Here is a 25983-nt window from a genome sequence, read left to right on the forward strand (position 1 = left end):
AACGACTAAATCAATTTTAATGCGGAGAGTAATAATTGTTATATTAGGATTAGCCCTAATGGGTTTTATCGGCACTTGTATTTATTTCGTTGCTGGTGTAAGCTCTACCATCCCACCGATAAAAAAGTATGTATTCTTTGGTAATGTCAATAGCTTTTTATTGGGAATGCAAAAATATGCGGCGGCTGATTCGGAAATACTCTTTAAAATAACAGATACGACTGGAAATAAGCAAAACGGCTATGGAATTTATATGAATCTTGAGATAAGAAATTCGAACTCAGACATAGAATACAATTTAAAATGTGGAGAAAAAGACAACGAAGGCATACGAAGTACAATAGTCAAACTAATTGGGATCCACGATAAAAATAATTACAAATTAGGGGGTATGGAATAGAGGGCATCGGAGTTAGACAAATGGTATCTGATTTTGAAACTGGCTTCTTAGTTAAATTAAAAGAAAAAGAAGGGGTTGCTGTCAAACCATATATTGACAATCACAGATAAATCAAGCTTGTTAATCGGTTTTTTACCCCCTCCCTCATCTTTCCCTAACATTACAATCATCATAATTTGATATCCAATAATTAGGTTTTATGACTATTTTCATGGCTCGTTAGCTATAATAATTTCTATGCCGCTCCCCTTGAAAAAAATATTGGTTAAAACGCTTAAAATAAGCGCCATCACCGTTGTTAGTTTATTGCTGTTGATGTTCCTGTTACCTTATCTTTTTCCCGAAACAGTGACTCAGAAAATAAAGCAATGGGCCGCCGGCAGCGTAAACAGCAAGCTTTCGTTTTCGAGTACGCGCTTATCATTTTTAAAAAGTTCCCGTCGCTAACCCTTACGCTTAATGATTTTGTGCTGAATGGCAGCATACCTTTTCAAAATGATACGCTGGTTTCTGCTAAAGAAATTTCATTGGCTATCGATCTTTCTTCGGTTTTTAAAAGCAAGATCAATGTAAACAAGATCTATCTCGACCATGCACTGATCAATATCCAGGTTGACAGTGCCGGTAAAGCCAATTATAATGTTTACAAATCATCTCCTCCCAAACAGGATAATAAAGCTGATACCGCCAGTGCATCGTTAGGCATTGAACAGATCCTGATAGACAAAAGCCACCTGGTTTATGACGACCGCTCGCTGCCCATGAAGATCAACGCACGGGAACTGAACTACAAAGGAAGCGGTGATTTAAGCAAAGACATCTTTGACCTTTATAGCCACGTAGATGCCGCTTCGGTAGATTTTTATTACGGCAATAAGGCCTACGTGCTCAGGAAAAAGTAAATGCCGATCTGGTTACCAGTATCAATACCAAATCATTGGCCTTCGCATTTCAAAAAAACGACCTGCTTATTAACAAGCTGCCGGTTAAATTTAAAGGCCGGTTTGAATTCCTGAAAGATGGTTATGATATGGATTTCAAGATCAGGAGCGATCAGAATGACCTTGGTGACGTTTTTACCGCCATTCCGGATGAATACGCCAAATATGTTGATAACATGGATATCAGCGGTAATGGCATCATCCAGCTTGATCTTAGCGGAAAGTACATCGCCTCAAAAAATATTATGCCCAACCTGGGTATCAGCATGAAAGTGCGCGACGGTTCCATCGTTAACAAAAGTACTCCTGCGCCGGTTAAAAACCTGTACCTGAATATGGATGCCAGTTTGCCTGGCCTCAACCCCGACAGTTTAAAAGTTAATATTGATTCGGTTTATTTTAATATTGGTAAGGACTACTTTGGTTCGGTGCTGAAATTAAAGGGAATCAAATCGCCATATATTTATGCTAAAGTGAATACCGAAATTGACCTGGAGCAATGGTACAAGGTTTTTGGCATTAAACCATTCCAGGTAAAAGGAAGGTATGGTTTGCATTTACTGGCCGAAGGCAAGTACACCACCGGCATCAGGAAAACGGGACTAAGGCAAAAGATTGATACCGTGATAACCAGTATTCCCCAATTTAAACTCAAGTCGACATTCAGGAACGGGTATTTTAAGTATAGTAAATTGCCGCAGTCCATCAACAATATCAGTTTTGACCTGGATGTCGCTTGTCCGGATCATAACATTGCCAATGCCACTGTGAATGTGCGCAACCTGAACATTAATGCACTTAATAATTACATCAAAGGCTATCTGAAATTAAGCAATAAGGCTGGTGCATTGATTGATGCCGGGTTGAATGCTAAATTCCATTTAGACGATATCAAGCAGTTTTATCCGGTTGATAGCATTGATTTCCGTGGTGATTTTGATGCTAACCTGCAAAGTAAAGGCAGGTATATTCCGGCCCGCCGCATCTTCCCGGTTACGAATGCTGAGATCAATCTAAAAAACGGATACATCCAAACCAAATACTATCCGCACCCAATGCAAAGTGTACAGGTTAGCGTAAATATTTTTAACAACACAGGCTCGTTAAAAGGGCTTAAGGTGGATATTAAAACGGTATCCTTCAATTTTGAAGGCCAGCCATTTTTACTGAGGGCCAATCTCCGCAATTTTGATGACCTTGACTATAACGTAACTTCTCGAGGTAGCCTGGACCTGGGTAAGATTTACAAAGTGTTTGCCGTAAAAGGATATGATGTGAACGGGTTTGTAAGCACCAACTTTAAACTGAAAGGTAAGCAAAGTGATGCAACCACCGGCCACTATGATAAGCTGGACAATTCGGGCAGCATGAAAGTGAAGAACATCAAGCTTACTACCGAGCTGTTCCCTAAACCATTTTTTATCACCAACGGCGTATTCAGCTTTAACCAGGACAAAATGAAGTTTGATCAGTTTAAGGCTAACTACGGTAAATCGATAGTGGTGCTTGACGGTGCTTTATCTAATGTGATAGGCTATGCCATGCAGCCAAATTCGCCATTGAAAGGCGAGTTTAATCTAAAGAGTGATTTGATTATTGCCGATGACTTCATGGCCTTTGCCGGTGTGCCTGCGTCTGCCAAACCAACCAAATCATCTGGTGTGATCCTGGTGCCTGCAAACCTTGATCTTAATTTTGCTGCTGACGTTAAAAAAGTAAAATACAGCGGTTTGGATATCAGTGACGCCAAAGGCGCAATGAATGTTACCAACGGGCAGATCGTACTTAAGCAAACTGGTTTCAGCCTGATAGGTGCCCCTGTAGTGATGGACGCCACTTATGGCAGCATCAATCCGCAAAAAGCATTTTTTGATTATCACATCAATGCGAAAGAGTTTGATATTCAGAGGGCCTACCGCGAAATCAAGTTGTTTCATGATATGGCAACTTCGGCCGAGCATGTACAAGGTATTGTATCTTTAGACTATAAGCTTGCGGGTAAGCTAAACAGCGATATGAAACCGGTTTATCCATCATTAAAAGGCGGTGGCGTACTTTCTGTAAAACAAGTAAAAGTATACGGATTGAAATTATTAAGCGCGGTTGGCAAGCAAACCGGTCATGACAGTGTTGGCCACGGTGATGTGAAAAAGGTTGATATCAAAAGTACTATAGCTAACAACATCATGACTATAGAACGAACCAAAATGCGGATTGCAGGTTTCAGGCCAAGATTTGAAGGACAGGTGGGTTTGGATGGCAAACTGAACCTGAAATTCAGGCTGGGGCTGCCGCCCTTCGGTATCTTCGGCATCCCGATGACTATCACCGGTACCCAGGATAAACCTATTATCCATTTGGGCAATGGCAAAAAAGAAGATGAGCTGAAAGAAACGCAGGAAGAAGAATAAAAGCGGGTTGAGCAGACTGGCGAATTCATTTGTGAAAGAAATAGAAGCGAGGATTGTGCGAAGAGCAGGTAGGTGTACGCCAGTATTATGCCGACCCCGAAAAAGGCGACCAGGAGCTGGCTATATTCGGCACCGCAGGCTTAATGCCGACCATGAAGGGATCTCGATTTATAAGTTGAATGATACAACGGGTTACATTCTGGTATCCGGTCAGGGCGCCAACCGCTTCCAGATTTTCAGCAGGGAAGGCACAAAAGCAAACCCTTTTGAACATACACTTTTGAAAATAGCCAACGTTGCCGCCAGACAAAGTGATGGCAGTGACGTAACCGCCACTCCTTTAAATGGTACCTTTAAACATGGCATTTTTGTGGTAATGAGTACCGATAAAACTTTTCACTATTACCGCTGAGAAGACATAGCGGGCAAAGAACTTAAGGTAAAATAGTAGCACAAAAAACTCTCGTGTGGCCATATCTTTTTTATTTTACTATTAAAAAAAATGTCATTTCGACGAGCTCTGGGTGGTATTTGTGCGTTGGAGGCGAGGAGAAATCTTCTACGCCCTGCTTTTACAAGCACAGTTGCAAAGCTTAATGTAGAAGATTTCTCTTTAGCCCCATCGTTCATGCCCGTCCGGCTCTATCGAAATGACATTTTTTAAATATGTACACACACAGTAGCCTTCAGATAGGGTTGGGGCGAAAGTTGTTTTTACCAGAATCATAATAGCTTATTTATAATATCTAAAAACTCCAGCTGAAAACTTTCACCTTTATCCTCGTTATACCATTTCTGCAATGCTATCTTTTTTTCGCTCATTTCAATATGGTCTTTCACCATTTGCAGGTATAATCGCTGGCATTCGGCCGGTCGCGGCCCCCATGTCGCAAGGTCTTGATTATTTTCATCTGCAATAACGATCTTGGGTATTGACCGGGTGCCATTGGTAAGGTAACTTTCAATCAAGAATGGCGGCGAATCCCTTAGCTGATAATCAACTTTAATAAGCGGGTTTAGTTCCGAAAGGCGATGCAGGAACGGTATAGTATGCGAAGCATCGCCGCACCAGGCCTCGGTAATAACCGTCCATAATTGTGGTTTGCTGATCTTTTCGATGGCATTTGTCAAATCCGGGTTCAGTACGCCAACCTTTAGCCAGCGCTGCTGGCGCGACCAATTAAGCTTTGTATAATTTAAATAATCCGGGTTATCGTACGGAGCACGCGGATTAGGGCTGTTCAAAATATCGAAAAATAGCTGCTGATATGCTGTGAAATCCATAATAATTGCATTTGGCGCCATTTATGGCACTTCCTTTTACGATATGAAATTAAATAATGTGCGTGTGAATTTTGTTGATGTAGATTAATTTCGATAACCTTTACCGGGCTATGATTAATATACTATGTATTTTTGATTATCAAAGCGGGGTACATGAAAATTAAAATAAACAAACTGCTATTAACAGCAATTAGCCTGGTGTGCACCGGCGCTTTATCTGCCTACAAATATTCGCCGGCCAAAAATGTTCCGGTTAAGTTTAAGCAGATCATGGGCGCCGATATTTCATTTATCCCTCAGTTGGAAGCTGAGGGGCATAAGTTTTATGATAACGGCGTAAACAAGGACCCTTTCACCATTTTGAAAGATCATGGCTTTAACTATGTACGGCTTCGCATATTCAATAATCCTAAGGCCGATAGCGGGTACTCGGCAAAAGGCTATTGTGGTTTGGAAGATACCAAGAAGATGGCTCTGCGTATTAAAGAAGCCGGAATGGGCTTCTTACTCGATTTTCATTACAGTGATAACTGGGCCGATCCCGGTAAGCAATACAAACCCGCCGCCTGGAAAAAGCTCAACAACCAGCAACTGCAGGATTCTATAAAGGCATTTACCCGGCTTACCTTGCTGGCCCTAAAAAAGCAGGGCACGCTGCCCGATATGGTGCAGGTAGGTAACGAAATTAACCACGGCATTTTATGGCCCGACGGCCGTGTCAAAAACCTGGATACCCTGGCTGGCTTTTTAAAGGCTGGCATTAACAGTGTCAAAAGCGTGAGCAGCAACATCAGGGTAATGCTGCATATTGCCTGCGGCGGGCAAAATGCAGAATCAAGATACTTTGTAGATAACATGCTCAAACGCGGAGTTAATTTCGATATCATTGGCCAATCATATTATCCCGAGTGGCATGGCACACCGGATAGTTTACGCAACAACCTTACCGACCTCGCCGCCCGTTATACACAGGATGTGATAGTGGTGGAATATTCGCGGCGCAAACGCGAGGTAAATGATATAGCTTTTTCACTACCTGGTAATAAAGTTAAAGGCACTTTTATTTGGGAGCCCTTTAGCTGGGGCGAAACCTTTGTTGATAAACAGGGAAATATTAATGCGCATATGGCTACTTATGACAGCATTAGTAAACAATACCATATTCGGCTGTCCCTTGAATAGGAGGATCATGATACGCTTTGGCTTTATCATAGGATAAGTACAGGCAATTCCAATTTGCAGAGTCACTATATGTAGCTTCTTAAGGCGATTTTTCTAAAAATGCTTTGCATGTAGAATAATTGTTATATTGACATCAAATTTGCGATGCCTATTTATCGCAGCCACAATAAACCACAATGAAGATATTCCGGTTCCCCCTCCCGCTTAAAACGCGAAAAGAACGATCGTTTTTGATGTTTCCTGTTGTAAGTACGCTGATGTTATTTGTAGGGTGCAATCATGAGCCCTCTGCCAACTCACAACAACCCTTGTTTAAACTGTTGCAGCCGGAACAAACCCATGTTGATTTCGCCAATACCTTAACCGAAGGATTAAACACCAACGTGCTGATGTACGAGTATTTTTATAACGGTGGTGGCGTGGCTGTTGGCGACTTAAACGGCGATGGCTTGCAGGACCTTTATTTTACCGGCAACATGACCGATAACAAATTGTACCTGAACCAGGGCAATATGCAGTTTAAGGATATCACTGCTGATGCCGGAGTAGCAGGCAGGCCCGGTCCCTGGAAAACGGGGGTTACCATGGCCGATGTTAACGGTGACGGTAAGGTGGATATCTACATATGTTATTCGGGTAAAGTACGGGCCGGGAAGCGGGTTAACCAACTGTTTATAAACCAGGGAAACAATGCCGCAGGTGTGCCCATGTTTAAAGACCAGACCGCTGATTTTGGCCTCGATTTCCCATCATTCAGTACACAGGCATACTTTTTTGATTATGACCGGGACGGTGACCTCGACCTGTTGTTAATTAACCACAACCCAGGCCGGATCAGTATTATGGATGATGCCTTTGTTAAGGAGATGTCGGCCAAAAGGGATAACGAATCGGGGATCAGGCTGCTGCGGAATGACAATAATCATTTTACTGACGTTACCGCCGGTGCAGGCATTATCAATACGCCACTATCATATGGCCTTGCAGCCGGTATCGCCGATATTAACGGCGATGGATGGCCGGATATCTACGTATCCAATGATTACAGCATTCCCGACAGGTTGTACATTAATAATGGGAAGGGCAGTTTTGCCGATGAGCTCCAGAAACAGATTGGTCACAGCTCGTTTTACTCTATGGGGAATGATGTCGCCGATATTAATAACGACGGCAAACCCGATATCTACACCCTGGATATGCTTCCCGAGGATAACAAGCGGCAAAAACTGCTGTTCGGTATTGATAATTACGAGGCCTTTGACCTGAACCTGAGGGTGGGCTTTTATTACCAGTACATGCGTAATATGCTGCAGGTCAATAACGGCAATAACTCGTTCAGCGAGATAGGACAACTGGCAGGGATCTCTAATACAGATTGGAGCTGGTCGCCCCTTTTTGCCGATTACGATAACGATGGCTGGAAAGACCTGTTTGTAAGTAACGGATATACCCGCGACTATACCAACATGGACTTTTTAAAGTTTATGGGCGATAACATCAAAGACAGACGCGTAATGCGGCAGGACCTCCTGGATATTGTTAACCAGATGCCATCATCGCAAATGAAAAGTTACCTGTTTAAAAACAACGGTAATACAACGTTTACCAATAAAAGTGAGCAATGGGGCATAACGATGACATCAAACAGTAACGGCGCCGCTTATGCCGATCTGGATAATGACGGTGACCTTGACCTGGTGGTCAATAATATCAATCAACCGGCTTTTGTTTATGAAAACCAGGCCGCTAAACAGAATGATAATCATTATTTAGCTTTAAAATTAAACGGCAGCGGTGCAAACACGCAGGGGGTAGGCGCTAAGGTGAGCATTTATTCGGGCAATAAAACGCAATACCTGGAGCAAATGCCAAACCGTGGTTATCAGTCAACCGTGTCAACGATACTGCATTTTGGCCTGGGGAAAGATAAGCAGGTTGATTCATTAAGGATTACCTGGCAAAGCGGCAAAACACAGTTACTTCAAAAAGTAAAAGCTGATAAACAAATTGTCTTAAATGAAAAGGATGCGTTAGGCACCAGTCCTGCACAAAAACAAATTAATCCGATATTTAAAGAGGTGCCGGCCCCTATCGCAGGCAGCGAAATCGATAACACTACCAATGATTTTAAACGGCAGCCGTTAATGGTTAACTCGATATCATTTTCGGGTTCCGTCCTTACTAAAGGTGATGTAAATGGCGATGGGCTCGAGGACATTTATGCCGGTGCGCATGATGGCAAAGCCGGTGTTTTATACCTGCAGCAAAAAGATGGGAGATTTATCAGCAAGGCTCTTGCCGCCTTTGAAGCCGATAAAAACAGTACCGATGCCGCAGCTTTATTTTTTGATGCCAATGGCGATGGCAAGCCCGATCTGTATGTAGCCTCTGGTGGCTATGCCGATTATAAACCGGATGACGCGCTGCTGCAGGACAGGTTATACCTTAACGATGGTAGAGGAAACTTTAGCAAAGCTAAAGGTGCCTTGCCCAAAATGATCAGCAGTAAAAGCTGTGTAAAAGCGGCCGATATCAATGGAGATGGTTTTCCTGATCTGTTTGTTGGCGGAAGGGTAATACCCGGGCAGTATCCCGAAGCACCCGAAAGCTATATTTTGATCAATGATGGCAAGGGGCATTTTACCAATGAAACTGCAAAATATAACCCGGCATTGAAAAATATAGGGATGGTGACCGATGCTGCCTGGGTTGATATGAACGGTGATAAAAAGCCCGACCTGGTGCTGGCCGGCGAATGGATGCCGATCACGGTTTTTGAAAATAGCGGTGCTAAGCTAACCGATGCCACAACAAAATACTTTGATAAAAAATATGCCGGCTGGTGGAACTGTTTACAGGTAAGCGACATCAACCATGACGGCCATCCGGATATTATAGCCGGAAACATCGGTTTAAATACGCAATGTAAAGCAAGCGATGCCGAGCCTGCGGAAATGTTTTATAAAGATTTTGATGATAACGGCTCCATTGACCCGATGCTTTGTTTTTACATCCAGCATAAAAGTTACCCCTTTGTAAGCCGCGATGAATTGCTTGACCAGATGAGTGTAATGCGCGGCCGGTTCCCCGATTATAAAAGCTATGCCGATGCTACCATGGACAAGATTTTTACTGCCGAAGAGATGAAAGATGTAAAAAAACTGACAGCCAATGAACTGGCTACAGCATGTTTTATCAGTAATGCACAAGGAAAATTAAAACAGGCGACGTTGCCTTTACAGGCTCAGTATTCGCCGGTTTTTACCATTACTTCATTTGATTACGATCATGATGGCAAGGAGGATCTTTTGCTTTGCGGCAACATCAACAAGGCCCGCATCCGTTTCGGTAAATATGATGCTAATTACGGCGTATTGCTTAAGGGTGATGGCAAGGGTAATTATCAATACATAAACCAGCAGCAATCGGGCTTCAACATCCGGGGCGATGTCAGGAGCGTGCTTCCATTAAATAACGTTTTACTATTTGCCCTTGATAAAGGCAAACTAAAGGCATACAAGCAATAATACAAAGGCAATGAAAAAACTGTTAATGCTAATACCTGCCTGCGGCTTATTTGCGATGATAAGCTGCAGCCCGAAAAAGCAACCCGAACTAACCAACCAGGACGTGAGCAAAGTTGTTGGCCATATGACCAGCGTAATGATCCATGATGTTATCAATCCACCATTGGCCGCCCGTTTTTTTGCTTATACCTGCCTTGCCGGGTATGAGGTAGTTGCCGAAAACGACAAACAGACCAACAGTATGCGCGGTGTATTAAATCAATATCCCGATATCAAACACCCCAAACAAAATACAGGTTATAATTATCAGCTAAGTGCGGTACTGGCCATGTTTGAAACATCTGCCAGGCTGTTACCATCGGGTACGTTGATGCTGGGCTACGAGTCTTCCTTTATTGACTCGTGCAAAAATATTGGCTTCAGCAGCGAAGTGATCGACAGTTCAAAAAGCTATGCCAAAACAATCAGTAAACAGATCCTGGCTTATGCCAAGGCCGATGGTTACCGGAAAATAAATAACTATCCACGCTATAAGCTTAAGCAAACACCCGGTAGCTGGGACCTGACCCCGCCTGCTTACATGTTGCCGGTTGAACCATATTTTAACACTATCCGGCCTATGACGCTTGATTCGGCCGCACAATTTGTTCCTGATGCGCCTATTCCATTTTCAACGGATAAAAACTCAACTTTCTATAAATACCTGCAAATGAGCTATGCCAAAAGCGGTAACGGCTTAAAGCAGGAAGAAAAAGATATTGCCAACTTTTGGGATTGTAACCCTTTTGCTGTTCAAAATGACGGGCACATGCTCATCGGCCTAAAAAAGATCTCGCCGGGGGCACACTGGATGGGGATAACGGCCATTGCATGTAAGCAGGCTAAAGTAAACTTCTCTAAAACGGTGCAAATCAATACCGCTGTAGCCATAGGCCTGCTGGATGGTTTCATTTGCTGCTGGGAAGACAAATACCGCACCAACCGCATCAGGCCCGAAACGGCCATCCGCAGGTATATAGACCCGCATTGGAAACCCCTGTTGCAAACTCCGCCGTTTCCGGAGTATATCAGCGGGCATTCGGTAGTTTCGTCAACAGCTGCTGTTATCCTCACGCATTATTTCGGCGATAACTTTAAATATACCGATGATGTGGAAGTAAGTTATGGCATCCCGCCAAGGCATTTCAGTTCGTTTACCCAGGCTGCTAAAGAAGCCGCTATTTCCAGGTTTTGGGGCGGTATCCATTTTATGGATGCTATTGATAATGGTATTATTCAGGGAAATAAAGTGGGCAACCTCGTTGTTGCTAAAATGAGCGGGCAAAAGAAATCGTAGATATAAGCATGGTTGTTATGAGCGGTGGCGAAAGGGTTTTTCGATAAGTGGAGTTGCTATACAGGGCGAAGATGGTGCTTTCATCTCTCATGACAACTTAAAAAGGGTGTCATGCTGAGTGATTTAAAGCTGTAGGCTCTGAAGGGGAAATAACAAGAGAGGGCCTGTCATTCTGAGTGTTTAAATCCGTGGCCTCTGAAGGTGAAATGACATAGATTTGCTGAACCGTGCAGTGTGGCCGACCGAGTTATAGTGCTTATTGCCTGTTGCTGAGTATGGTTCCGAAGCAAGAGTCTGAAGGTATGGTACGATCCCTTGTGTGGGTGATTTGTCCGATGGGTAGCCTGTCTTTTCTTTAAACTCCTTCGGGCACGGTTTAAAAAGCGTTATAAGTATGGAAAAGATGCATTTTCATGCGGCAGGTATAGATATTGGAGCCCGCAAGGTATTTGTGGGTCTTGAAGGCCAGCCGGTTCGTTCGTTTGAGACTTTCACCAGTGATCTGGTATCACTTAAGAACTATTTATTGGAGCATAAGGTAAGTACAGTGGCAATGGAAGCCACAGGAGTATACTGGTATGTACTTTACGATATTCTTTTAGATGGGGGATTGGATGTGTGGCTTGTTGACGGAAGACAGACCCGCCAGTTACCAGGCAGGAAAACAGATGTAAAAGATTGTCAGTGGATACAGCAATTGCATAGTTATGGCTTGCTGAACCGCTGTTATGTATCCGAAGGTCATATCAAAGAATTGCGTAGTTATCAGCGCCTTCGTGAAGATCATCTTCGGAGTGCGGCCATGCATGTGCAACACATGCAGAAGGCCCTGATAGAAATGAATATCCGTTTGCCGGAGGTATTAAGCCAGGTCCATGGAGTAAGCGGGATGGCGTTAATCGATGCGATACTGCAAGGCGAGCGAGATCCTGATAAGTTGTTTTCACTTTGCCATAAAAAGATCAGGGAGAATAAAGGGGAAGAGCTATTGAAAGCCCTGCAAGGTCATTATACAGCGCAAGGGCTTTTTCATTAGGTCAGGCCTATAAGGCTTATGGTTTTTATCAAGGCCAGATAATGGAATGCGACAGCCAGATTGATAGTGTTTTACAACGGATCAACAGGGATAAGAACCTGCCGCCGGGAATAAGCGAAGGAAAACGCAAGGCGATCCGTCACAACAAACCTCATATCAACAACCTGGGAGATCATCTGTTAAAAATATTTGATGGTAAGGATGCAACTAAACTTCCGGGTATTACAGATTACAACTGGTTACAGTTATACACAGAGGTGGGTTCGGATCTTAGCCGATGGCCAAGTGAAAAACATTTCACAAGCTGGCTTGGTTTATCTCCCGGCCAGGACCGTTCAGGGAAAAAGAACAAAAGTAAAAGTAAGGGTAAACCGGCCGTTGGGCAAATATTCAAACAAATGGCCCATGGATTATTGAACAGCAAGTATATCGGCTGGGGTTCATTTGCAAGAAGATTAAGAGGCAGAAAAGGTCCGGCAATAGCTATTAAAGCAACGGCCAGAAAACTGGCCGCTCAATACTGGCGTTTAATTGTAAAAGGAGCCGACTTTGTGGAAAAAGGGCTGCAAGCCTATGAAAATATCATTAAGGAACAGAAACAAAGGCGATTAGAAAAACTCGCCTTTGAATTAAATAGGGAACTTGTACCTGCTTAAATTATTATGTCATGGGTAGGCACTCGAAGCATCGTGGGCGGGCCTCTGCGCGCGAGTCTTCGACAAGCTGAGACTGACAGGCCTCTTTTGTCATTTCTTCTTCAAAGCCCAAAGGATGTTTGCTTAAATATCATCCCTTACTGATACCCCGCCGCCTGCAAACTAAATAATTCGGCGTAACGGCCGTTGTTAGTCATAAGTTCCTGGTGTGTGCCGGCTTCAAGGATCTTGCCTTTTTCCAATACGATGATCCGGTCGGCGAGCCTTGCCGTTGAAAAGCGGTGTGAGATAAGAACCGCCGATTTACCTTGGGTTAAGGACGAAAAACGCTGAAATACCTCGTACTCGGCCCGGGCATCGAGCGCTGCAGTTGGCTCGTCAAGGATGAGCACCTGTGCATCTTTCATATAGGCTCTTGCCAGTGCAACTTTCTGCCATTCGCCGCCCGATAATTCAACACCTTCGTTAAACCGCCTGCCCAGCCATTGCTCGTATCCCAGCGGAAGTTTGGCTTCAAGCGCGTCCGCAAGGCTTTCCCGGGCAGCTTTACGGATTAGTTCGGTATTGCCCTGTTCATCAATGTTTCCTACCGCAATATTCTGCGAAAAGCTCATCTGGTAACGGATATAATCCTGGAAAATAATGCCCAGGTTTAACCGGAGATCGGCAATGTCATAGTCTCTCAAATCCGCGCCATCCAGCAGGATACGCCCTTCTGTTGGGTCATATAAGCGGGCCAGTAGCTTTACAAGCGTAGTTTTGCCGGCACCGTTTTCGCCAACAAGGGCAATTTTTTCGCCGGGGTGCAGGGTGAAGTTCAGGTGCCTGTTGGCCCATGATTCGGCATTATTGTATTTAAAACCGACGTCCTCAAATGTGAACCCTTGCTTTATTGGGTTTGGAAATGGTAAAGGAGAATCGGCAACTTTGATCTTTGGTTTGATCTCAAAAAACTCATGGAAATCATTGAGATATATAGCCCCCTGCGAAACTGATGTAAACCGGTTCAGCGAATTTTCCATCAGGCTGCTCAACTGCCGGAATGAGCCCGCCAGGAAAGTAAGCGTACCTACAGAAGACTTGCCCGTAACCGTTTGATAAATAATAAAACCATACGCGGCATAGTAGCCAACACTGCCTAAGACAGAAAAGAAGGTACCCCAGGCCGAACGCCTCACGGCCAGTTTGCTGTTATCGGCATAAAATTTATCTGATAAGGTTTTAAAGCGGTTAATAATAAAATCAGACAGGCCAAAGATCTTGACTTCCTTTGCCGTTTCATCGCTCGCGCCAAGGTAGCGCACATAATCCAGCTCTCGTCGTTCAGGTGTCTGGCTCCTGGTGAGCGCGTAATTCTGGCTGTTGAAATAGCTTTCGCCCAGAAACGAAGGGATGATTGAAATGAGTAGTAACAGGATCAGCCAGGGGTTCAAAGTCAGCAAACCGGTAAGCAGGAAAGCAATTGATATAAAATCCTGGATCTGGCTCATTACCTGTGATAAAAGTATGGTACGCCCAACGGTTTGCTGCCGGGCACGCTCCAGTTTATCATAAAAAACAGAATCTTCAAACTGCTCCAGGTCCAGCGTGGCCGCATGCCGCATGATGCGCATGGAGGTATAGTTGGCAAAAAGGTCTCCCAACAGATTGTCCATCAGGCTGATCATCCGGTTTAGGCCGTCGGTTGCCACAGCCAGCAAAAATTCAATGATAACCAGTTTCCATAATTCATGCTGGCTTCCGCCGTGGCGGTTGAGCAATACTACCTGATCAATGATCAGCTTACCTACGTACAACAAGGCAACCGGCATGGCCGAACGTATAATACGTAACAAAAAGCTTGCTGTTGTTTTACCCGGACTGCTTTGCCATACCAGCCTGAAAAAATCCGGGAGATTGCTCAATGCCGACAAACGCTCTCTGAACGAAATCTTTTGTTCTGGTTTGATATTTCTTGTTTTAGCCATCTTCCGGTTTTGATAAATGCGATTTTAAACAAAAAAATGTTCATTGCTACTGCGTTGCAGGACTATGAACACATTTATGATCGTTTACTGACTAATCAGAAATTAAAATGAAAAAAGATTTGTGCAATCGATTGCACAAATCTTTTTTTATTTGTTACTTAGTCAAATAAACCATCAATAAATATTTCGGAGTTATGAGGTCGGTGAAGCTATTACTTGTCGCGCTGTTCGCTTGTTTAATATTACCGTGTTATGGAATAGTGCGCCTGCCGCAACTGGTTGCCGATGGCATGGTATTACAGCGCGATGCCAAAGTAAAGATCTGGGGATGGGCCGATGCAAGCGAAAAGATCACCGTTAATTTTCAGCATAAAACATACCGCACCGTTACTGACGAAAGCGGTTCCTGGAAAATTGCCCTTCAGCCAATGAAAGCCGGGGGCCGTATACTATGGAAATCACCGGTAATAATCGTATTACTATCCGGGACATTTTAATTGGCGATGTATGGTTTTGTTCGGGGCAATCGAATATGGTTTTGCCTATGGAGCGGGTTAAGGAAAAATATCCTGATGAAATAGCAAAAGCCAATTATCCGCAGATCAGGAATTTTTTCGTTAAAACGGAGTCTGACGTAACCAGGCAACACTCAGATCTGTTACCTGGTAAATGGGTTAAAGCCGATTCTGTAACTGTTTTAGGTTTTGGTGCCACATCATGGTTTTTTGCCAAACAGCTTTATCAAAAATATCATGTGCCTATAGGTATCATCAACTCAAGTGTGGGCGGTACGCCTATTGAGGCCTGGATCAGCAGCGAGGGCTTAAAGAACATTCAATCATATCATAACAGGATTGCCCGGTTCAGCAATACGGCATTTATGGATAGTGTATTGAAAAAGCACCCGGAACCAATAGAACAGCTTGACGCAGATAAAGGCTTAAATGAGCCTAAACCATGGTATGATACCACCTATCAGCCGCATAACTGGCACCGTTTCTGGCTGCCGGGCTACTGGGCCGATCAGGGAGTAAAAGGATTGAATGGCGTGGTATGGTTCAGGAAAGAAATCACACTGCCCGCATCGGTACAGGGCAAGACTGCTAAGTTGTATTTAGGCAGGATAGTGGATGCCGATCAAACCTATTTCAATGGGAAGTTGGTAGGAAACATTACTTATCAATACCCTCCAAGGCGCTATACATTGCCTGCCGGATTATTAAAGCCGGGTAAAAATACTGTTGTGGTACGCATTACCAATACATCGGGCAAAGGCGGTTTTGTGCCTGATAAACGATACTATCTGGCGATAGCCGGTGATACCATCGACCTTCGCGGCGATTGGCAATACAAAGTTGGGCAGGTGTTTGAACCCGTTAGGATGAAACCGGAATTTTCGGCCCAGAATGAACCTACCGGTCTTTACAACACCATGGTAGCGCCCGTTATTAATTATACCATTAAAGGTATGGTTTGGTACCAGGGCGAAAGTAATTCCAGCCGCGCATCCGAATATGGAACCTTGTTAAAGGCTCTTATTGCCGACTGGCGGAATCGCTGGCAACAAGGTAATCTTCCCTTTATATATGCACAGCTTCCTAACTTTAACGAGGTACAATATTCGCCAACAGAAAGCGACTGGGCGCAATTACGCGCCGGTCAGCTTGAGGCCCTTGAAGTGCCCAATACTGGTATGGCGGTAACCATTGATGCCGGCGAATGGAACGATATTCATCCCCTTAATAAAAAAAGGTAGGAGAAAGGCTTGCCAGGGTAGCCGAAAATGTGGTTTATGGCAAGGTAAACGTAGTACCATCAGGGCCGATTTACCAATCGGCTAAAATTGAGGGGAATAAGATTGAGATTGCTTTTAAAAATACAGGTGCGGGGCTTATTGCTGAGGATGGCGAAGAACTATCACAATTTGCGATAGCCGGGGCCGACAAAAAGTTTGTTTGGGCAAAGGCCCTTATTAAAGGAGATAAGATACTGGTTTGGAGTGATAAAATCCCTGCACCGCTTTACGTAAGGTATGCCTGGGCCGATAACCCGGATGGCGCGAATCTGTATAATAAAGAAGGCTTGCCGGCATCACCGTTTCAAACCGGGAAACTGCAATAACCATAAACCATCTTACAACCAGGAGCGATGAAAAGTACTGCCTTCTTTTTCTTACTCACATGGGCCATTGCTGCGAAAGCGCAAACCCCGGCCCCGGTAAATTTCACTGCTGACCAGGACCATAAGTATATGATGACGCAATTAGGAATTAAAACCTTGCGTAACGGGCCAAGCGGCGATGAATCGGCCCCTAATCATGCTAATTATGATGAAGCGCTGGCTAACCCTTATCCTGATTTGCCTGACGCCCTTACGCTAAAGAATGGTAAAAAGGTAACTACAGCCGAAATGTGGTGGAAACAGCGCCGCCCCGAAATTGTGGAGGATATGGAGCGTGAGGTTTATGGCCGCATCCCTGCTAATGTACCCAAAGTAACCTGGACGGTTAAAATAACCGATAAAGAGCGGGTTGGCTTTTATCCGGTGATTGCCAAACAACTGATAGGCCATGTTGATAATACGGCTTATCCGCTTATCAACGTCAATATCGAAATGACCTTAACACTCCCCGCAAATGCCAAAGGACCTGTACCTGTACTGATGATGTTTGGTCGGAGCGCGCTACCGGCGCCGGCGCAGCCCCGGCTGCTGATGTGGAAAAAATCAATGCTGCATTGAAAGAACTTCTTTTAAAAGAACATCCCGAGTTTAAAACTACTTTTGAGCAATATCCCGCTTATAATCCTATTGCCGAACAATCTCCCTTTGGTCCCGGTGGTTTTCCAGTGATGAAAGGCGACCCTCCGACTGCCACGCAACTAATTGCCAATGGATGGGGGTATGTACTTATAGATCCGTCGTCTATTCAGGCAGATAATGGCGAAGGTTTAACCAAAGGAATCATCGGTTTGGTGAATAAAGGCCAGCCCCGTAAGCCGGAGGATTGGGGCGCTTTACGTGCCTGGTCATGGGGAGCGGCACGCGCGTTGGATTACCTGGAAACTGAGCGGGCTGTTGACTCCAGACATGTAGGTATTGAAGGTGTTTCCCGCTATGGAAAGGCAGCACTGGTAACACTTGCTTTTGAACAAAGGTTTGCCATGGGGTTGATAGGTTCGTCGGGTGAGGGAGGGGCCAAGTTGCATCGCCGGAACTTTGGAGAAGCGGTTGAAAGTCTTACCGGTGGCGAATATTATTGGATGGCCGGTAACTTTATGAAATATGGTGCATCGGATGCCGTATTCGGTGCTAAAACCGCGAAAGACCTTCCAGTAGATGCACATGAGCTGATTGCCTTGTGTGCCCCGCGGTTTACTTTTATAAGCTATGGCGTGCCGGAACAGGGCGATGCCAAATGGCTTGATCAGCAGGGAAGCTATATGGCAACTGTAGCTGCGGGTTCTGTATTTAAACTGCTCGGCGCAAAGGACCTCGGCGTTTCAAACGATTACAAAACCGAAAAAATGCCACCCGTTAATACAGGGCCGCTTGATGGCGAACTTGCCTGGCGTCAGCATGATGGTGGGCATACCGACGCGCCAAACGTAAAATACTTTATTGCCTGGGCCAATAAGTTGATGCATTATGGTAAAGAAGGAAGCGGGAAATGAGGTCTCCTTCAAGTCATGCCGAATTTATTAAAACCCAATCGAATTACCCCCATCAACCTGTAAAACAACCCCGGTTACGTATTTGGCAGCATCTGTCGCCAAATAATAAACGGCTTCGGCCACATCGGCAGGTTCACCTAATTTGCCCATTGGGGTACGGCCCATCACTTTTTGCTTGCGGGCAGGATCATTATCCAGCGCCTTTGCCGACATATCTGTGGCTATAAAGCCCGGAGCAACGCAGTTAACCCTGATGCCTTGCGGCGAAAGCTCGGTAGCCATGGCTTTTGTCATGCCTTCGATGGCGGTTTTAGATGCGGTATAGGCAATAACATACGGTATGCCGTATTGTGCAGCCATCGAACTGATGTTAATTATGCTCCCACTGCCAGCTTTCAACATGATTTTTACTACCTCACGGCTTATCGCAAATACCGAAGTAAGATTGGTTTGGATCACTCTGGCGAACTCTTCATCGGTTACCTCGGCGAAAGCTTTTTTATGGTTAATGCCGGCATTATTAACCAAAATATCAGGTGCGCCAAATTCATCTTCAATTTCTGCTATCAGTTGCGGTATACCGGTGGTATCACTCAGATCATATTGCCTGTAACTGCAAAGATCGCCAAGCTGTGTTACTGCCGCAATAAGTTTTGCCTCGTCGCGGCCTATGATAATGGTTTTGATACCCTCCTCTGTGAATTTTTTGGTGGTAGCAAGGCCAAGGCCCGAGGCACCGCCGGTTACGATAGCAAGTTTGGTCTTTGAGTTCATGGATTTTTTAAGTTATTTTCTTTTGGAGGATTCACGTACTATCAATTCCGATCTGAGGATGAGGCTATGCGTTTGTTGCAGATCCTGCCTGTTTGCCAAATGATTGATAAGCATATTGGCGGCAACCTCACCCATTTCATAGCCTTTATAATTTACTGTAGTGAGATTGGGCTCAATCACACAGGCTGCCGGGTCATTATTGAAGCCCGCAACTGCTATCTGTTCGGGAATTTTGATGCCTGCCTTTTTCAGTACCTGGATACAGCTAACGGCACTGACATCATTAACTGTAAATATGCCATCGGGCAGAGGATCCATTTGTAAAATGGTTTCTGCCGCTACCGCAGCTTCTTTAGCGCTCAGGTCGTTGATGATCACCAATTGCCCATCAAAATCAATTTGGTGTTCTTCAAGAGCTTTTTTATACCCGCGCAGGCGTTCGGCGTAAACATTGCGCAATTGATTTCCGGTAATATGTACTATCCGTTTGCAGCCCTGTTCAAGCAGGTGCTTAGTTACCTCATAAGCGGCTTTGAAGTTATCGATATAGATTTGCGGATACTGCTCGTGCTCAAAAATCCTGTCGAAGAAAAGCACCGGGATATTGCGTTTGATAAAAGGTTCAAAATGCTCAATGCTGGTGGTATCATAAGCTAATGAAACCAACAGGCCGTCAACCCGGTTATTCAGCATGGCCCTGGCGTTGCTGATCTCTTTCTTCATCGTTTCTAACGACTGACTGATGATGAGGTTGTAGTTATTGTCGTTCACCACTTTTTCGATGCCTGCAATAACATCCGACATGAAACTGCTGTTGAGCCGTGGCACAATAACGCCGATGATGTTGCTGTTTTTACGGCGTAAATTGCTGGCGAACGAATTGGAGCGGTAACCCATTTCTTCGGCTGCCTTGATAATCTTCTTTTTGGTATTTTTATTAACCCGCGGGTGATCTTTGAGCGCACGGCTAACCGTAGCTGCCGAAACCTTTAATTTTTCGGCAATGTCATATATGGTTATCTCTTTTCCGCTGTCCGACATATAGTCAATCTAAAATATATAAACAATGTTGCAGGTTCGATAATAACCGCAGCCAGATTGTTCAGGGATAAAAGTATAAAATTATTACAGATTATTTAAAATTTATGCAATCGATTGCATAAATTTATCGCGTTGATAGCAATTCGTTTTTAAATAATATGGTACCAGATTTAAAACAAACTTTCAGGTGGTTTGGCCCCGGCGACCCGGTAACTTTAAGCGCAATAAAACAAACGGGAGCAGGCGGGATAGTTACCGCGCTTCATCATATACCTTGCGGGGACGTTTGGGATCGTGAAGAAATCAGGCAGCGGAAAGCGGTAATTGAAAGCGCAGGCTTTAACTGGACTGCTGTAGAAAGTGTGAATATTCATGAAAGTATCAAAATGGGTAGTGCGGAACGTGACCGCTACATTGATAATTATATCCAAACACTGCAAAATTTAGCGTCGGAGGGAGTCTTTACGGTGTGTTACAATTTTATGCCCGTATTGGATTGGACCCGCACGCATCTTGATTATCGATTAGCAAACGGTGCTTCGGCCTTGCTTTACAACGCTCCGGCTTTAGCAGCCTTTGACTTGTATATTTTAGAACGGGAGAATGCCTTTAACGAATTTACCACGGAACAACAGGCAGCCGCAAAGCATTACCTCGATGGGCTGAGTGACGAAGACAGAACGCTGTTAACCAATACAATATTGGCCGGCTTACCCGGTACGGATGAGGTTTTTACCATTGCGGAGTTTAAAGAACACCTTAACAAATACAGTGAGGTAGACGCGCAAGCATTAAAGGGAAATCTGTTTTATTTTTTACGGGCTATAATCCCATATGCCGAAAAACTGGGCATTAAAATGTGTATCCACCCTGATGATCCCCCGTTTCCTATCCTGGGGCTGCCCCGTGTAGCATCGTCCTTAAATGATCTTACTGATATTGTAAATAGTTATCCTTCAGTTGCCAATGGTATCACGCTTTGTACCGGCTCGTTAGGTGCATCGGGCAAAAATGATCTTCCTGAAATTATAAGCCGCCTGGGTGATAAGATCCACTTTTTACACCTGCGCAACGTGGCCCGGCAGTCGGATGGCAGCTTTTATGAGGCCGATCATTTAACAGGCAGTGTTGATATGTATGCCGTGATGAAAGCCATTATCAATGAACAGATAGCCCGTAAAAATGCAGGCCGGAGTGATATGGCTATCCCCATGCGACCTGATCACGGGCATAAACTACTTGATGACTTTAATTATGATACCTATCCCGGCTATTCAGTAATTGGCAGGTTAAAGGGCCTGGCCGAGTTACGTGGGTTGGAGATGGGGCTTAAACGCATACTGTACGACCAGCAAGAGCTGCAATAAATAAGGTAGCTTAAATAAGGAATCAATAATTAAATTCCTATTGTTAAAAGTCATAAAAGTTTTTATCTTGCAATCGATTGCATAAAACTAAAACTTTATAAACCATACTAAATGAAGCGGGAGCTTAACCCATTTCATTCATAAGTTTTTCAACAGATTAATTGTGTTTTTTTATAGACCGCCGATGGGTTTATAAAGCTGGAATTAATAACGTCATGGCCAAATATTCATTAACAAACAGGTGTTTACTGGTACTGCTTTTCATGGCAGCGATAAATAAAGCATATGCAGACGACGGCTATAAATTATGGCTTGAATATAATAAGGTGAGCAACAAGCAACTGGCAAACATTTACAGGCAACAGTTGCAAAACATGATCTTCCCGGCACAGTCTGACCAGCTTAAAGCTGCAAGGACCGAGCTCTTAACTGGCCTTGATGGAATGTTGGCCCTAAAGCCACGAGATACTAAAAGGACAACCAATGGGCAAACTATTATAATAGGTACGCCGCGATCACTAAAGGCTTTTTCGATAACTGCCCCCGATAGCATCGGCAGCGAAGGGTATCTTATCAAAACTGCCCTTGTCAATCAAAAGAAATGTATCATCATAACGGCCAACACCGATGCAGGGGTTATGTACGGTGTTTTTAATTTTTTAAAGCTGATCCAAACCAATCAATCTATTAATAAACTGGATCTTTCAGATCACCCAAGGATGATGTACCGGGTACTGGATCACTGGGATAACCTGAACCGTACCGTGGAGCGGGGCTACGCGGGCTCATCCATCTGGAACTGGCACAAGCTGCCAGGTGTGGTTGACCAACGTTATATTGATTATGCGCGGGCCAATGCTTCGGTAGGGATCAATGGCTCAGTTGTAAACAATGTAAATGCAGATGCCCTGATCCTTTCGCCCCAATATTTGTTAAAAGTGCAGGCTTTGGCCAATGTATTCAGAACATATGGTATCAGGATTTACCTGTCGGTAAAATTCAGCAGCCCGGTTGAGCTTGGAAGCCTAAAAACTGCTGATCCGCTTGATCCCGCGGTAAAAAAATGGTGGGCCGATAAGGCTGATGAAATTTATCGCTACATTCCAGATTTCGGCGGATTTTTAGTGAAGGCTAATTCGGAGGGACAGCCCGGTCCGCAAAGCTATGGCCGTACCCATGCCGATGGAGCAAATATGCTGGCCGATGCTTTAGCTCCTCATCATGGCATAGTGATGTGGCGTGCCTTTGTTTATGATAATAAGGTACCCGACGATCGCTTTAAGCAGGCCTATAATGAATTTAAACCTTTTGATGGAAAGTTTAGGGATAATGTGATCATCCAGGTAAAAAATGGTCCGATAGATTTTCAGCCAAGAGAGCCATTTCACCCATTGTTTGGGGCTATGCCCAATACCCCGCTGATGATGGAGTTCCAGCTTACCCAGGAATATCTTGGCTTTTCAACCCATTTGGTTTATGAAGCGCCTTTGTTTGCCGAATGCCTGCAATCAGATACTTATACACATGGCATAGGTTCAACCGTTGCGCGGGTGATCAAGGGTGATTTTAACAAAAAACTGATAACCGGCATGGCGGGCGTGGCTAATATTGGCACTGATTTAAACTGGTGCGGTCATCCCTTTGCTCAGGCTAACTGGTATGCCTTCGGTCGCATGGCCTGGAACCCTGACCAGTCTCCAGGTGTAATTGCCGCCGACTGGCTCAAAATGACTTTTAGTAATGACGATAGCTTTGTGTCGCCGGTAAAAAACTTCATGCTGCAATCGAGGGAAAATACAGTTAATTACATGACGCCGCTCGGGCTGCACCATATTATGGGGGTATCAACTCATTATGGCCCCGGTCCCTGGGTTGATAATGCCGGTCGTCCTGATTGGAATGCCACTTATTACCATAAAGCCGATTCGGCGGGGATAGGCTTTAACCGTACAGGTACGGGCAGCGATGCACTCTTGCAATATGCACCTGAAGTTAAGGCACAGTGGGAAAACCTGCAAACCTGCCCTGATGAATACCTGTTGTGGTTTCATCATTTAAGCTGGACTTATAAAATGCGCTCGGGCAGGTCATTGTGGGATGAGCTCGTTCATCATTACTATGTAGGGGCTGATTCTGTTAAGCAAATGGGGCTTACCTGGGATAAAATGCAGGGCAGGATAGATGCCGAACGCTTTACAGAGGTAAAACAATTAATGCAGGTTCAGTTAAATGAGGCTACAACCTGGCGCGATGCCTGTGTTTTATATTTCCAAACATTTTCAAAAATGCCTGTCCCGGCTATCTACCCCAAGCCGCAGCACCAGCTGGATTATTATAAAAAAATGAAGTTTTATTATGTGCCGGGCATAGGAGGCAATAACTACATGACCAATTAATCACCACCATAAACCAAACGTCAATGAGCAAGCAATTTACCACAGCAAAATTAGTTCCCGCACTTTTTGCATCCTTATGCATTTTGAGTGCATGTGACTCATCAACAAAAAAGACAGCTAATGCAGGCGATAGTACAAAAACAGATATCGGCAAAAAAGTAAAATATCTTTCCGAGCCGCTCATCAGTTCCATTTACACAGCGGACCCATCGGCCCATGTATTTAACGGCAAAATTTATATCTATCCATCGCATGATATCGATGCGGGCATCCCCGAAAATGATAACGGCGACCATTTTGCCATGAAAGATTATCACATCCTGTCGATGGATAGCATTGGCGGCAAGGTTACAGATAATGGTGTGGCACTTGATATCAAGGATATCCCCTGGGCTGGTCGGCAGCTGTGGGCGCCTGATGCAGCTTTTAAAAGCGGTACTTATTACCTGTACTTCCCGGTAAAAGATAAAAAAGATGTGTTCCATATCGGCGTGGCAACTTCTGCCAACCCGGCAGGCCCGTTCAAAGCCGAACCTGAACCAATAGCAGGAAGTTACAGTATTGACCCTGCCGTTTTTACGGATACCGATGGTAAAACCTACATGTATTTCGGTGGAATCTGGGGTGGTCAGCTTCAGCGCTGGATCTCCGGTAAATACGAGGCAGATGGATCAAAGACCGATTCGAAACAGGAAGATGCCCCAGCCATAAGCTGTAAGGTAGCTTTGCTTAAATCAGATATGAAAACTTTTGACGGTGCTGTAAAAGATGCTGTTATTTTAGACAGCCTTGGCAAACCTCTGTTGACCAAAGATCATGACCGCCGCTTTTTTGAGGGCTCATGGATGCATAAGTACAACGGTAAATATTACTTTACCTATTCAACCGGCGATACGCATTTGCTTTGCTATGCGATAGGTGATAGTCCGCTTGGGCCATTTACTTATAAGGGCGTATTTATGAAACCAGTAGAGGGCTGGACAACCCACCATTCCATCATCGAAATAAAAGGCAAATGGTACATATTTTACCACGATACCCAGCTATCGGGCAAAACACACCTGCGCAACGTGAAGGTAACCGAACTGCAGCATAATGCCGATGGTTCTATCAAGCTGATCGATCCGTTTTTGTAATCTCATCGATATGAAAATCCTTAAAGCTTTAACTCTGTTATTGCTATTGCTTGATTTGCTGGGGGCGCGTGGTTTTGCGCAGCAGGTTAAGCCAGTTATTATCCCTAACTCCGAACACCGACAAATGCACTCTAAACTGGCCGGTAATGATTATGATATTTATATTCATTACCCGGCCGGTTATGATACCGCCAAACAAAAATTTCCGGTATTGTATGTGGTTGATGGTGATAACGACTTTTCACCGTCGCTGGAGTATTTGGGACTATTGATGGCCGAATATCATATTCCCGAACCTATATTGGTGGCTATTGGCGATGGCGGCCTGATTGGTACGCCCGGCAACAAACGTAACCGTGATTTCACACCGGTTGCATTTCCCAATGTGGCCGAAAGCGGTGGTGCGCCGGCATTCCTTGCTTTTATTGAGAAGGAATTGATCCCAGCGATAGATGCCGGTTTAAAGGCCGATCCTGCAAACCGTACTCTGTACGGATATTCGATGGGGGGCCTGTTTGCCACTTATACCTTGTTTGAAAAGCCAACGCTGTTTAAAAATATCCTGATAGGCAGCCCTGCATTGGGTTATGGTAATGGAGCTGTATTTGAAACTGAAAAGCAATATGCTGCCAAACATAAAAGCCTGCCTGTAAATGTTTTTATTGAAGTAGGCGGACTGGAAACACATGGACAGGTTGTGCCTAACAAACAGCTGGTGGCGTTATTGGATAGCCGTCATTATGAAAACCTTGTTTTTAAGCATATCATTATTGAGGATGTTACCCATTTATCAGGCAAACCTGTTACTATGCTCAAGGCTTTGGCATGGGCATATGCGAGCAAATAACAGGGTTCTAT

General features: G+C 44.5%; 23 protein-coding genes. 19 read left to right on the forward strand and 4 right to left on the reverse strand.

Translation table 11 applies throughout. The features are described 5' to 3' along the window. Positions 1-58 precede the first annotated feature (58 nt). From ACQ86K_RS01730 to ACQ86K_RS01750, 5 genes are all read left to right on the forward strand, one after another. A complete protein-coding gene (locus tag ACQ86K_RS01730; protein WP_431199682.1) occupies positions 59-400 on the forward strand; it encodes a hypothetical protein in 342 nt (113 codons plus the stop codon). A gap of 368 nt (positions 401-768) precedes the next feature. Beyond that, positions 769-1302: a hypothetical protein gene (locus ACQ86K_RS01735; RefSeq protein ID WP_431199683.1), complete on the forward strand. Its 534-nt coding sequence runs from the start codon at positions 769-771 to the stop codon at positions 1300-1302. Between the two features lie 35 nt (positions 1303-1337). Then, positions 1338-3752 (forward strand): AsmA-like C-terminal region-containing protein, encoded by a 2415-nt coding sequence (locus ACQ86K_RS01740; RefSeq protein WP_431199684.1) that lies wholly within the window; start codon positions 1338-1340, stop codon positions 3750-3752. A 53-nt stretch (positions 3753-3805) separates the two neighbouring features. Beyond that, positions 3806-3931, forward strand: a complete 126-nt coding sequence (locus tag ACQ86K_RS01745; protein ID WP_256337516.1) for a hypothetical protein — start codon at positions 3806-3808, stop codon at positions 3929-3931. Beyond that, positions 3928-4164, forward strand: coding sequence for a phytase (locus tag ACQ86K_RS01750; protein ID WP_256337515.1), 237 nt, complete (start codon positions 3928-3930; stop codon positions 4162-4164). Before ACQ86K_RS01745 ends, ACQ86K_RS01750 begins: the two co-directional genes overlap by 4 nt. A 311-nt stretch (positions 4165-4475) precedes the next feature. Here the strand turns inward: ACQ86K_RS01750 and ACQ86K_RS01755 are convergent, their stop codons facing one another. Then, entirely contained in the window at positions 4476-5036 is a 561-nt protein-coding gene (locus ACQ86K_RS01755) for a thioredoxin family protein (RefSeq protein WP_091173119.1), read from the reverse strand. 153 nt (positions 5037-5189) lie between these two features. Here ACQ86K_RS01755 and ACQ86K_RS01760 point away from each other — a divergent pair, with 153 nt between their 5' ends. The 5 genes from ACQ86K_RS01760 to ACQ86K_RS01780 all read left to right on the forward strand — a co-directional run bounded on the left by ACQ86K_RS01760 (position 5190) and on the right by ACQ86K_RS01780 (position 12773). Beyond that, the gene (locus tag ACQ86K_RS01760; RefSeq protein WP_091172680.1) at positions 5190-6218 is read left to right on the forward strand and encodes a glycoside hydrolase family 53 protein; all 1029 of its coding nucleotides are present in this window, start codon (positions 5190-5192) and stop codon (positions 6216-6218) included. Between the two features lie 176 nt (positions 6219-6394). Continuing rightward, complete coding sequence (locus ACQ86K_RS01765; protein ID WP_218134497.1) at positions 6395-9745, forward strand: VCBS repeat-containing protein; 3351 nt, start codon at positions 6395-6397, stop codon at positions 9743-9745. Between the two features lie 10 nt (positions 9746-9755). Next, entirely contained in the window at positions 9756-11081 is a 1326-nt protein-coding gene (locus ACQ86K_RS01770) for a vanadium-dependent haloperoxidase (RefSeq protein WP_091172678.1), read from the forward strand. 394 nt (positions 11082-11475) lie between these two features. Continuing rightward, on the forward strand, positions 11476-12117 hold the full coding sequence (locus ACQ86K_RS01775; RefSeq protein ID WP_431199685.1) for an IS110 family transposase: 642 nt from the start codon (positions 11476-11478) through the stop codon (positions 12115-12117). 41 nt (positions 12118-12158) lie between these two features. Beyond that, on the forward strand, positions 12159-12773 hold the full coding sequence (locus ACQ86K_RS01780; RefSeq protein WP_431199686.1) for a transposase: 615 nt from the start codon (positions 12159-12161) through the stop codon (positions 12771-12773). 137 nt (positions 12774-12910) lie between these two features. Here ACQ86K_RS01780 and ACQ86K_RS01785 read toward each other — a convergent pair whose 3' ends face one another. Then, positions 12911-14740, reverse strand: a complete 1830-nt coding sequence (locus tag ACQ86K_RS01785) for an ABC transporter ATP-binding protein (RefSeq protein ID WP_091175614.1) — start codon at positions 14738-14740, stop codon at positions 12911-12913. Positions 14741-15000: 260 nt separating this feature from the next. On the opposite strand from ACQ86K_RS01785, the gene ACQ86K_RS01790 reads away from it, so the two are divergent. The 5 genes from ACQ86K_RS01790 to ACQ86K_RS01810 are packed head-to-tail and all read left to right on the forward strand — an operon-like array spanning position 15001 to position 18411. Beyond that, positions 15001-15237 (forward strand): hypothetical protein, encoded by a 237-nt coding sequence (locus tag ACQ86K_RS01790; protein WP_431199687.1) that lies wholly within the window; start codon positions 15001-15003, stop codon positions 15235-15237. Further along, a complete protein-coding gene (locus ACQ86K_RS01795; protein WP_431199688.1) occupies positions 15192-16496 on the forward strand; it encodes a sialate O-acetylesterase in 1305 nt (434 codons plus the stop codon). The genes ACQ86K_RS01790 and ACQ86K_RS01795 overlap by 46 nt, the downstream gene beginning before the upstream one ends. A gap of 29 nt (positions 16497-16525) precedes the next feature. Further along, positions 16526-16861: a hypothetical protein gene (locus ACQ86K_RS01800; RefSeq protein ID WP_431199689.1), complete on the forward strand. Its 336-nt coding sequence runs from the start codon at positions 16526-16528 to the stop codon at positions 16859-16861. A 27-nt stretch (positions 16862-16888) separates the two neighbouring features. Further along, the gene (locus ACQ86K_RS01805; RefSeq protein ID WP_431199690.1) at positions 16889-17479 is read left to right on the forward strand and encodes a hypothetical protein; all 591 of its coding nucleotides are present in this window, start codon (positions 16889-16891) and stop codon (positions 17477-17479) included. Beyond that, entirely contained in the window at positions 17455-18411 is a 957-nt protein-coding gene (locus ACQ86K_RS01810) for a hypothetical protein (protein WP_431199691.1), read from the forward strand. The genes ACQ86K_RS01805 and ACQ86K_RS01810 overlap by 25 nt, the downstream gene beginning before the upstream one ends. 27 nt (positions 18412-18438) lie before the next feature. Here ACQ86K_RS01810 and ACQ86K_RS01815 read toward each other — a convergent pair whose 3' ends face one another. Both ACQ86K_RS01815 and ACQ86K_RS01820 read right to left on the reverse strand, forming a co-directional pair. After that, entirely contained in the window at positions 18439-19185 is a 747-nt protein-coding gene (locus ACQ86K_RS01815; RefSeq protein ID WP_091175606.1) for an SDR family NAD(P)-dependent oxidoreductase, read from the reverse strand. A gap of 12 nt (positions 19186-19197) precedes the next feature. Then, positions 19198-20226 (reverse strand): LacI family DNA-binding transcriptional regulator, encoded by a 1029-nt coding sequence (locus ACQ86K_RS01820; protein ID WP_091175604.1) that lies wholly within the window; start codon positions 20224-20226, stop codon positions 19198-19200. A gap of 158 nt (positions 20227-20384) precedes the next feature. Between ACQ86K_RS01820 and uxuA the strand changes: the two genes are divergently transcribed. The 4 genes from uxuA to ACQ86K_RS01840 all read left to right on the forward strand — a co-directional run bounded on the left by uxuA (position 20385) and on the right by ACQ86K_RS01840 (position 25972). Further along, positions 20385-21593: a mannonate dehydratase gene (gene uxuA / locus ACQ86K_RS01825; protein WP_091175601.1), complete on the forward strand. Its 1209-nt coding sequence runs from the start codon at positions 20385-20387 to the stop codon at positions 21591-21593. 215 nt (positions 21594-21808) lie between these two features. Then, positions 21809-23989, forward strand: a complete 2181-nt coding sequence (locus ACQ86K_RS01830; protein WP_091175599.1) for an alpha-glucuronidase family glycosyl hydrolase — start codon at positions 21809-21811, stop codon at positions 23987-23989. A gap of 23 nt (positions 23990-24012) precedes the next feature. After that, the gene (locus ACQ86K_RS01835; protein WP_091175597.1) at positions 24013-25125 is read left to right on the forward strand and encodes a glycoside hydrolase family 43 protein; all 1113 of its coding nucleotides are present in this window, start codon (positions 24013-24015) and stop codon (positions 25123-25125) included. A 10-nt stretch (positions 25126-25135) separates the two neighbouring features. Further along, complete coding sequence (locus ACQ86K_RS01840) at positions 25136-25972, forward strand: alpha/beta hydrolase (protein ID WP_091175595.1); 837 nt, start codon at positions 25136-25138, stop codon at positions 25970-25972. The last annotated feature ends 11 nt before the right edge of the window (positions 25973-25983 follow it).

This window comes from Mucilaginibacter sp. P19 (assembly GCF_050632265.1).
GTDB classification, from domain to species: domain Bacteria; phylum Bacteroidota; class Bacteroidia; order Sphingobacteriales; family Sphingobacteriaceae; genus Mucilaginibacter; species Mucilaginibacter gossypii.

What these genes read in the sequence shown, in the direction of transcription:
- ACQ86K_RS01735 (WP_431199683.1), top strand. Translation starts at nt 769, where the DNA reads ATGGGCCGCCGGCAGCGTAAACAGCAAGCTTTCGTTTTCGAGTACGCG.
- ACQ86K_RS01780 (WP_431199686.1), top strand. Translation starts at nt 12,159, where the DNA reads ATGGAATGCGACAGCCAGATTGATAGTGTTTTACAACGGATCAACAGG.
- ACQ86K_RS01770 (WP_091172678.1), top strand. Translation starts at nt 9,756, where the DNA reads ATGAAAAAACTGTTAATGCTAATACCTGCCTGCGGCTTATTTGCGATG.
- ACQ86K_RS01840 (WP_091175595.1), top strand. Translation starts at nt 25,136, where the DNA reads ATGAAAATCCTTAAAGCTTTAACTCTGTTATTGCTATTGCTTGATTTG.
- ACQ86K_RS01755 (WP_091173119.1), bottom strand. Translation starts at nt 5,036, where the DNA reads ATGGATTTCACAGCATATCAGCAGCTATTTTTCGATATTTTGAACAGC.
- ACQ86K_RS01815 (WP_091175606.1), bottom strand. Translation starts at nt 19,185, where the DNA reads ATGAACTCAAAGACCAAACTTGCTATCGTAACCGGCGGTGCCTCGGGC.
- uxuA (WP_091175601.1), top strand. Translation starts at nt 20,385, where the DNA reads ATGGTACCAGATTTAAAACAAACTTTCAGGTGGTTTGGCCCCGGCGAC.
- ACQ86K_RS01760 (WP_091172680.1), top strand. Translation starts at nt 5,190, where the DNA reads ATGAAAATTAAAATAAACAAACTGCTATTAACAGCAATTAGCCTGGTG.
- ACQ86K_RS01805 (WP_431199690.1), top strand. Translation starts at nt 16,889, where the DNA reads ATGAAAAGTACTGCCTTCTTTTTCTTACTCACATGGGCCATTGCTGCG.
- ACQ86K_RS01835 (WP_091175597.1), top strand. Translation starts at nt 24,013, where the DNA reads ATGAGCAAGCAATTTACCACAGCAAAATTAGTTCCCGCACTTTTTGCA.
- ACQ86K_RS01765 (WP_218134497.1), top strand. Translation starts at nt 6,395, where the DNA reads ATGAAGATATTCCGGTTCCCCCTCCCGCTTAAAACGCGAAAAGAACGA.
- ACQ86K_RS01775 (WP_431199685.1), top strand. Translation starts at nt 11,476, where the DNA reads ATGGAAAAGATGCATTTTCATGCGGCAGGTATAGATATTGGAGCCCGC.
- ACQ86K_RS01795 (WP_431199688.1), top strand. Translation starts at nt 15,192, where the DNA reads ATGGAAATCACCGGTAATAATCGTATTACTATCCGGGACATTTTAATT.
- ACQ86K_RS01785 (WP_091175614.1), bottom strand. Translation starts at nt 14,740, where the DNA reads ATGGCTAAAACAAGAAATATCAAACCAGAACAAAAGATTTCGTTCAGA.
- ACQ86K_RS01830 (WP_091175599.1), top strand. Translation starts at nt 21,809, where the DNA reads ATGGCCAAATATTCATTAACAAACAGGTGTTTACTGGTACTGCTTTTC.
- ACQ86K_RS01820 (WP_091175604.1), bottom strand. Translation starts at nt 20,226, where the DNA reads ATGTCGGACAGCGGAAAAGAGATAACCATATATGACATTGCCGAAAAA.
- ACQ86K_RS01730 (WP_431199682.1), top strand. Translation starts at nt 59, where the DNA reads ATGGGTTTTATCGGCACTTGTATTTATTTCGTTGCTGGTGTAAGCTCT.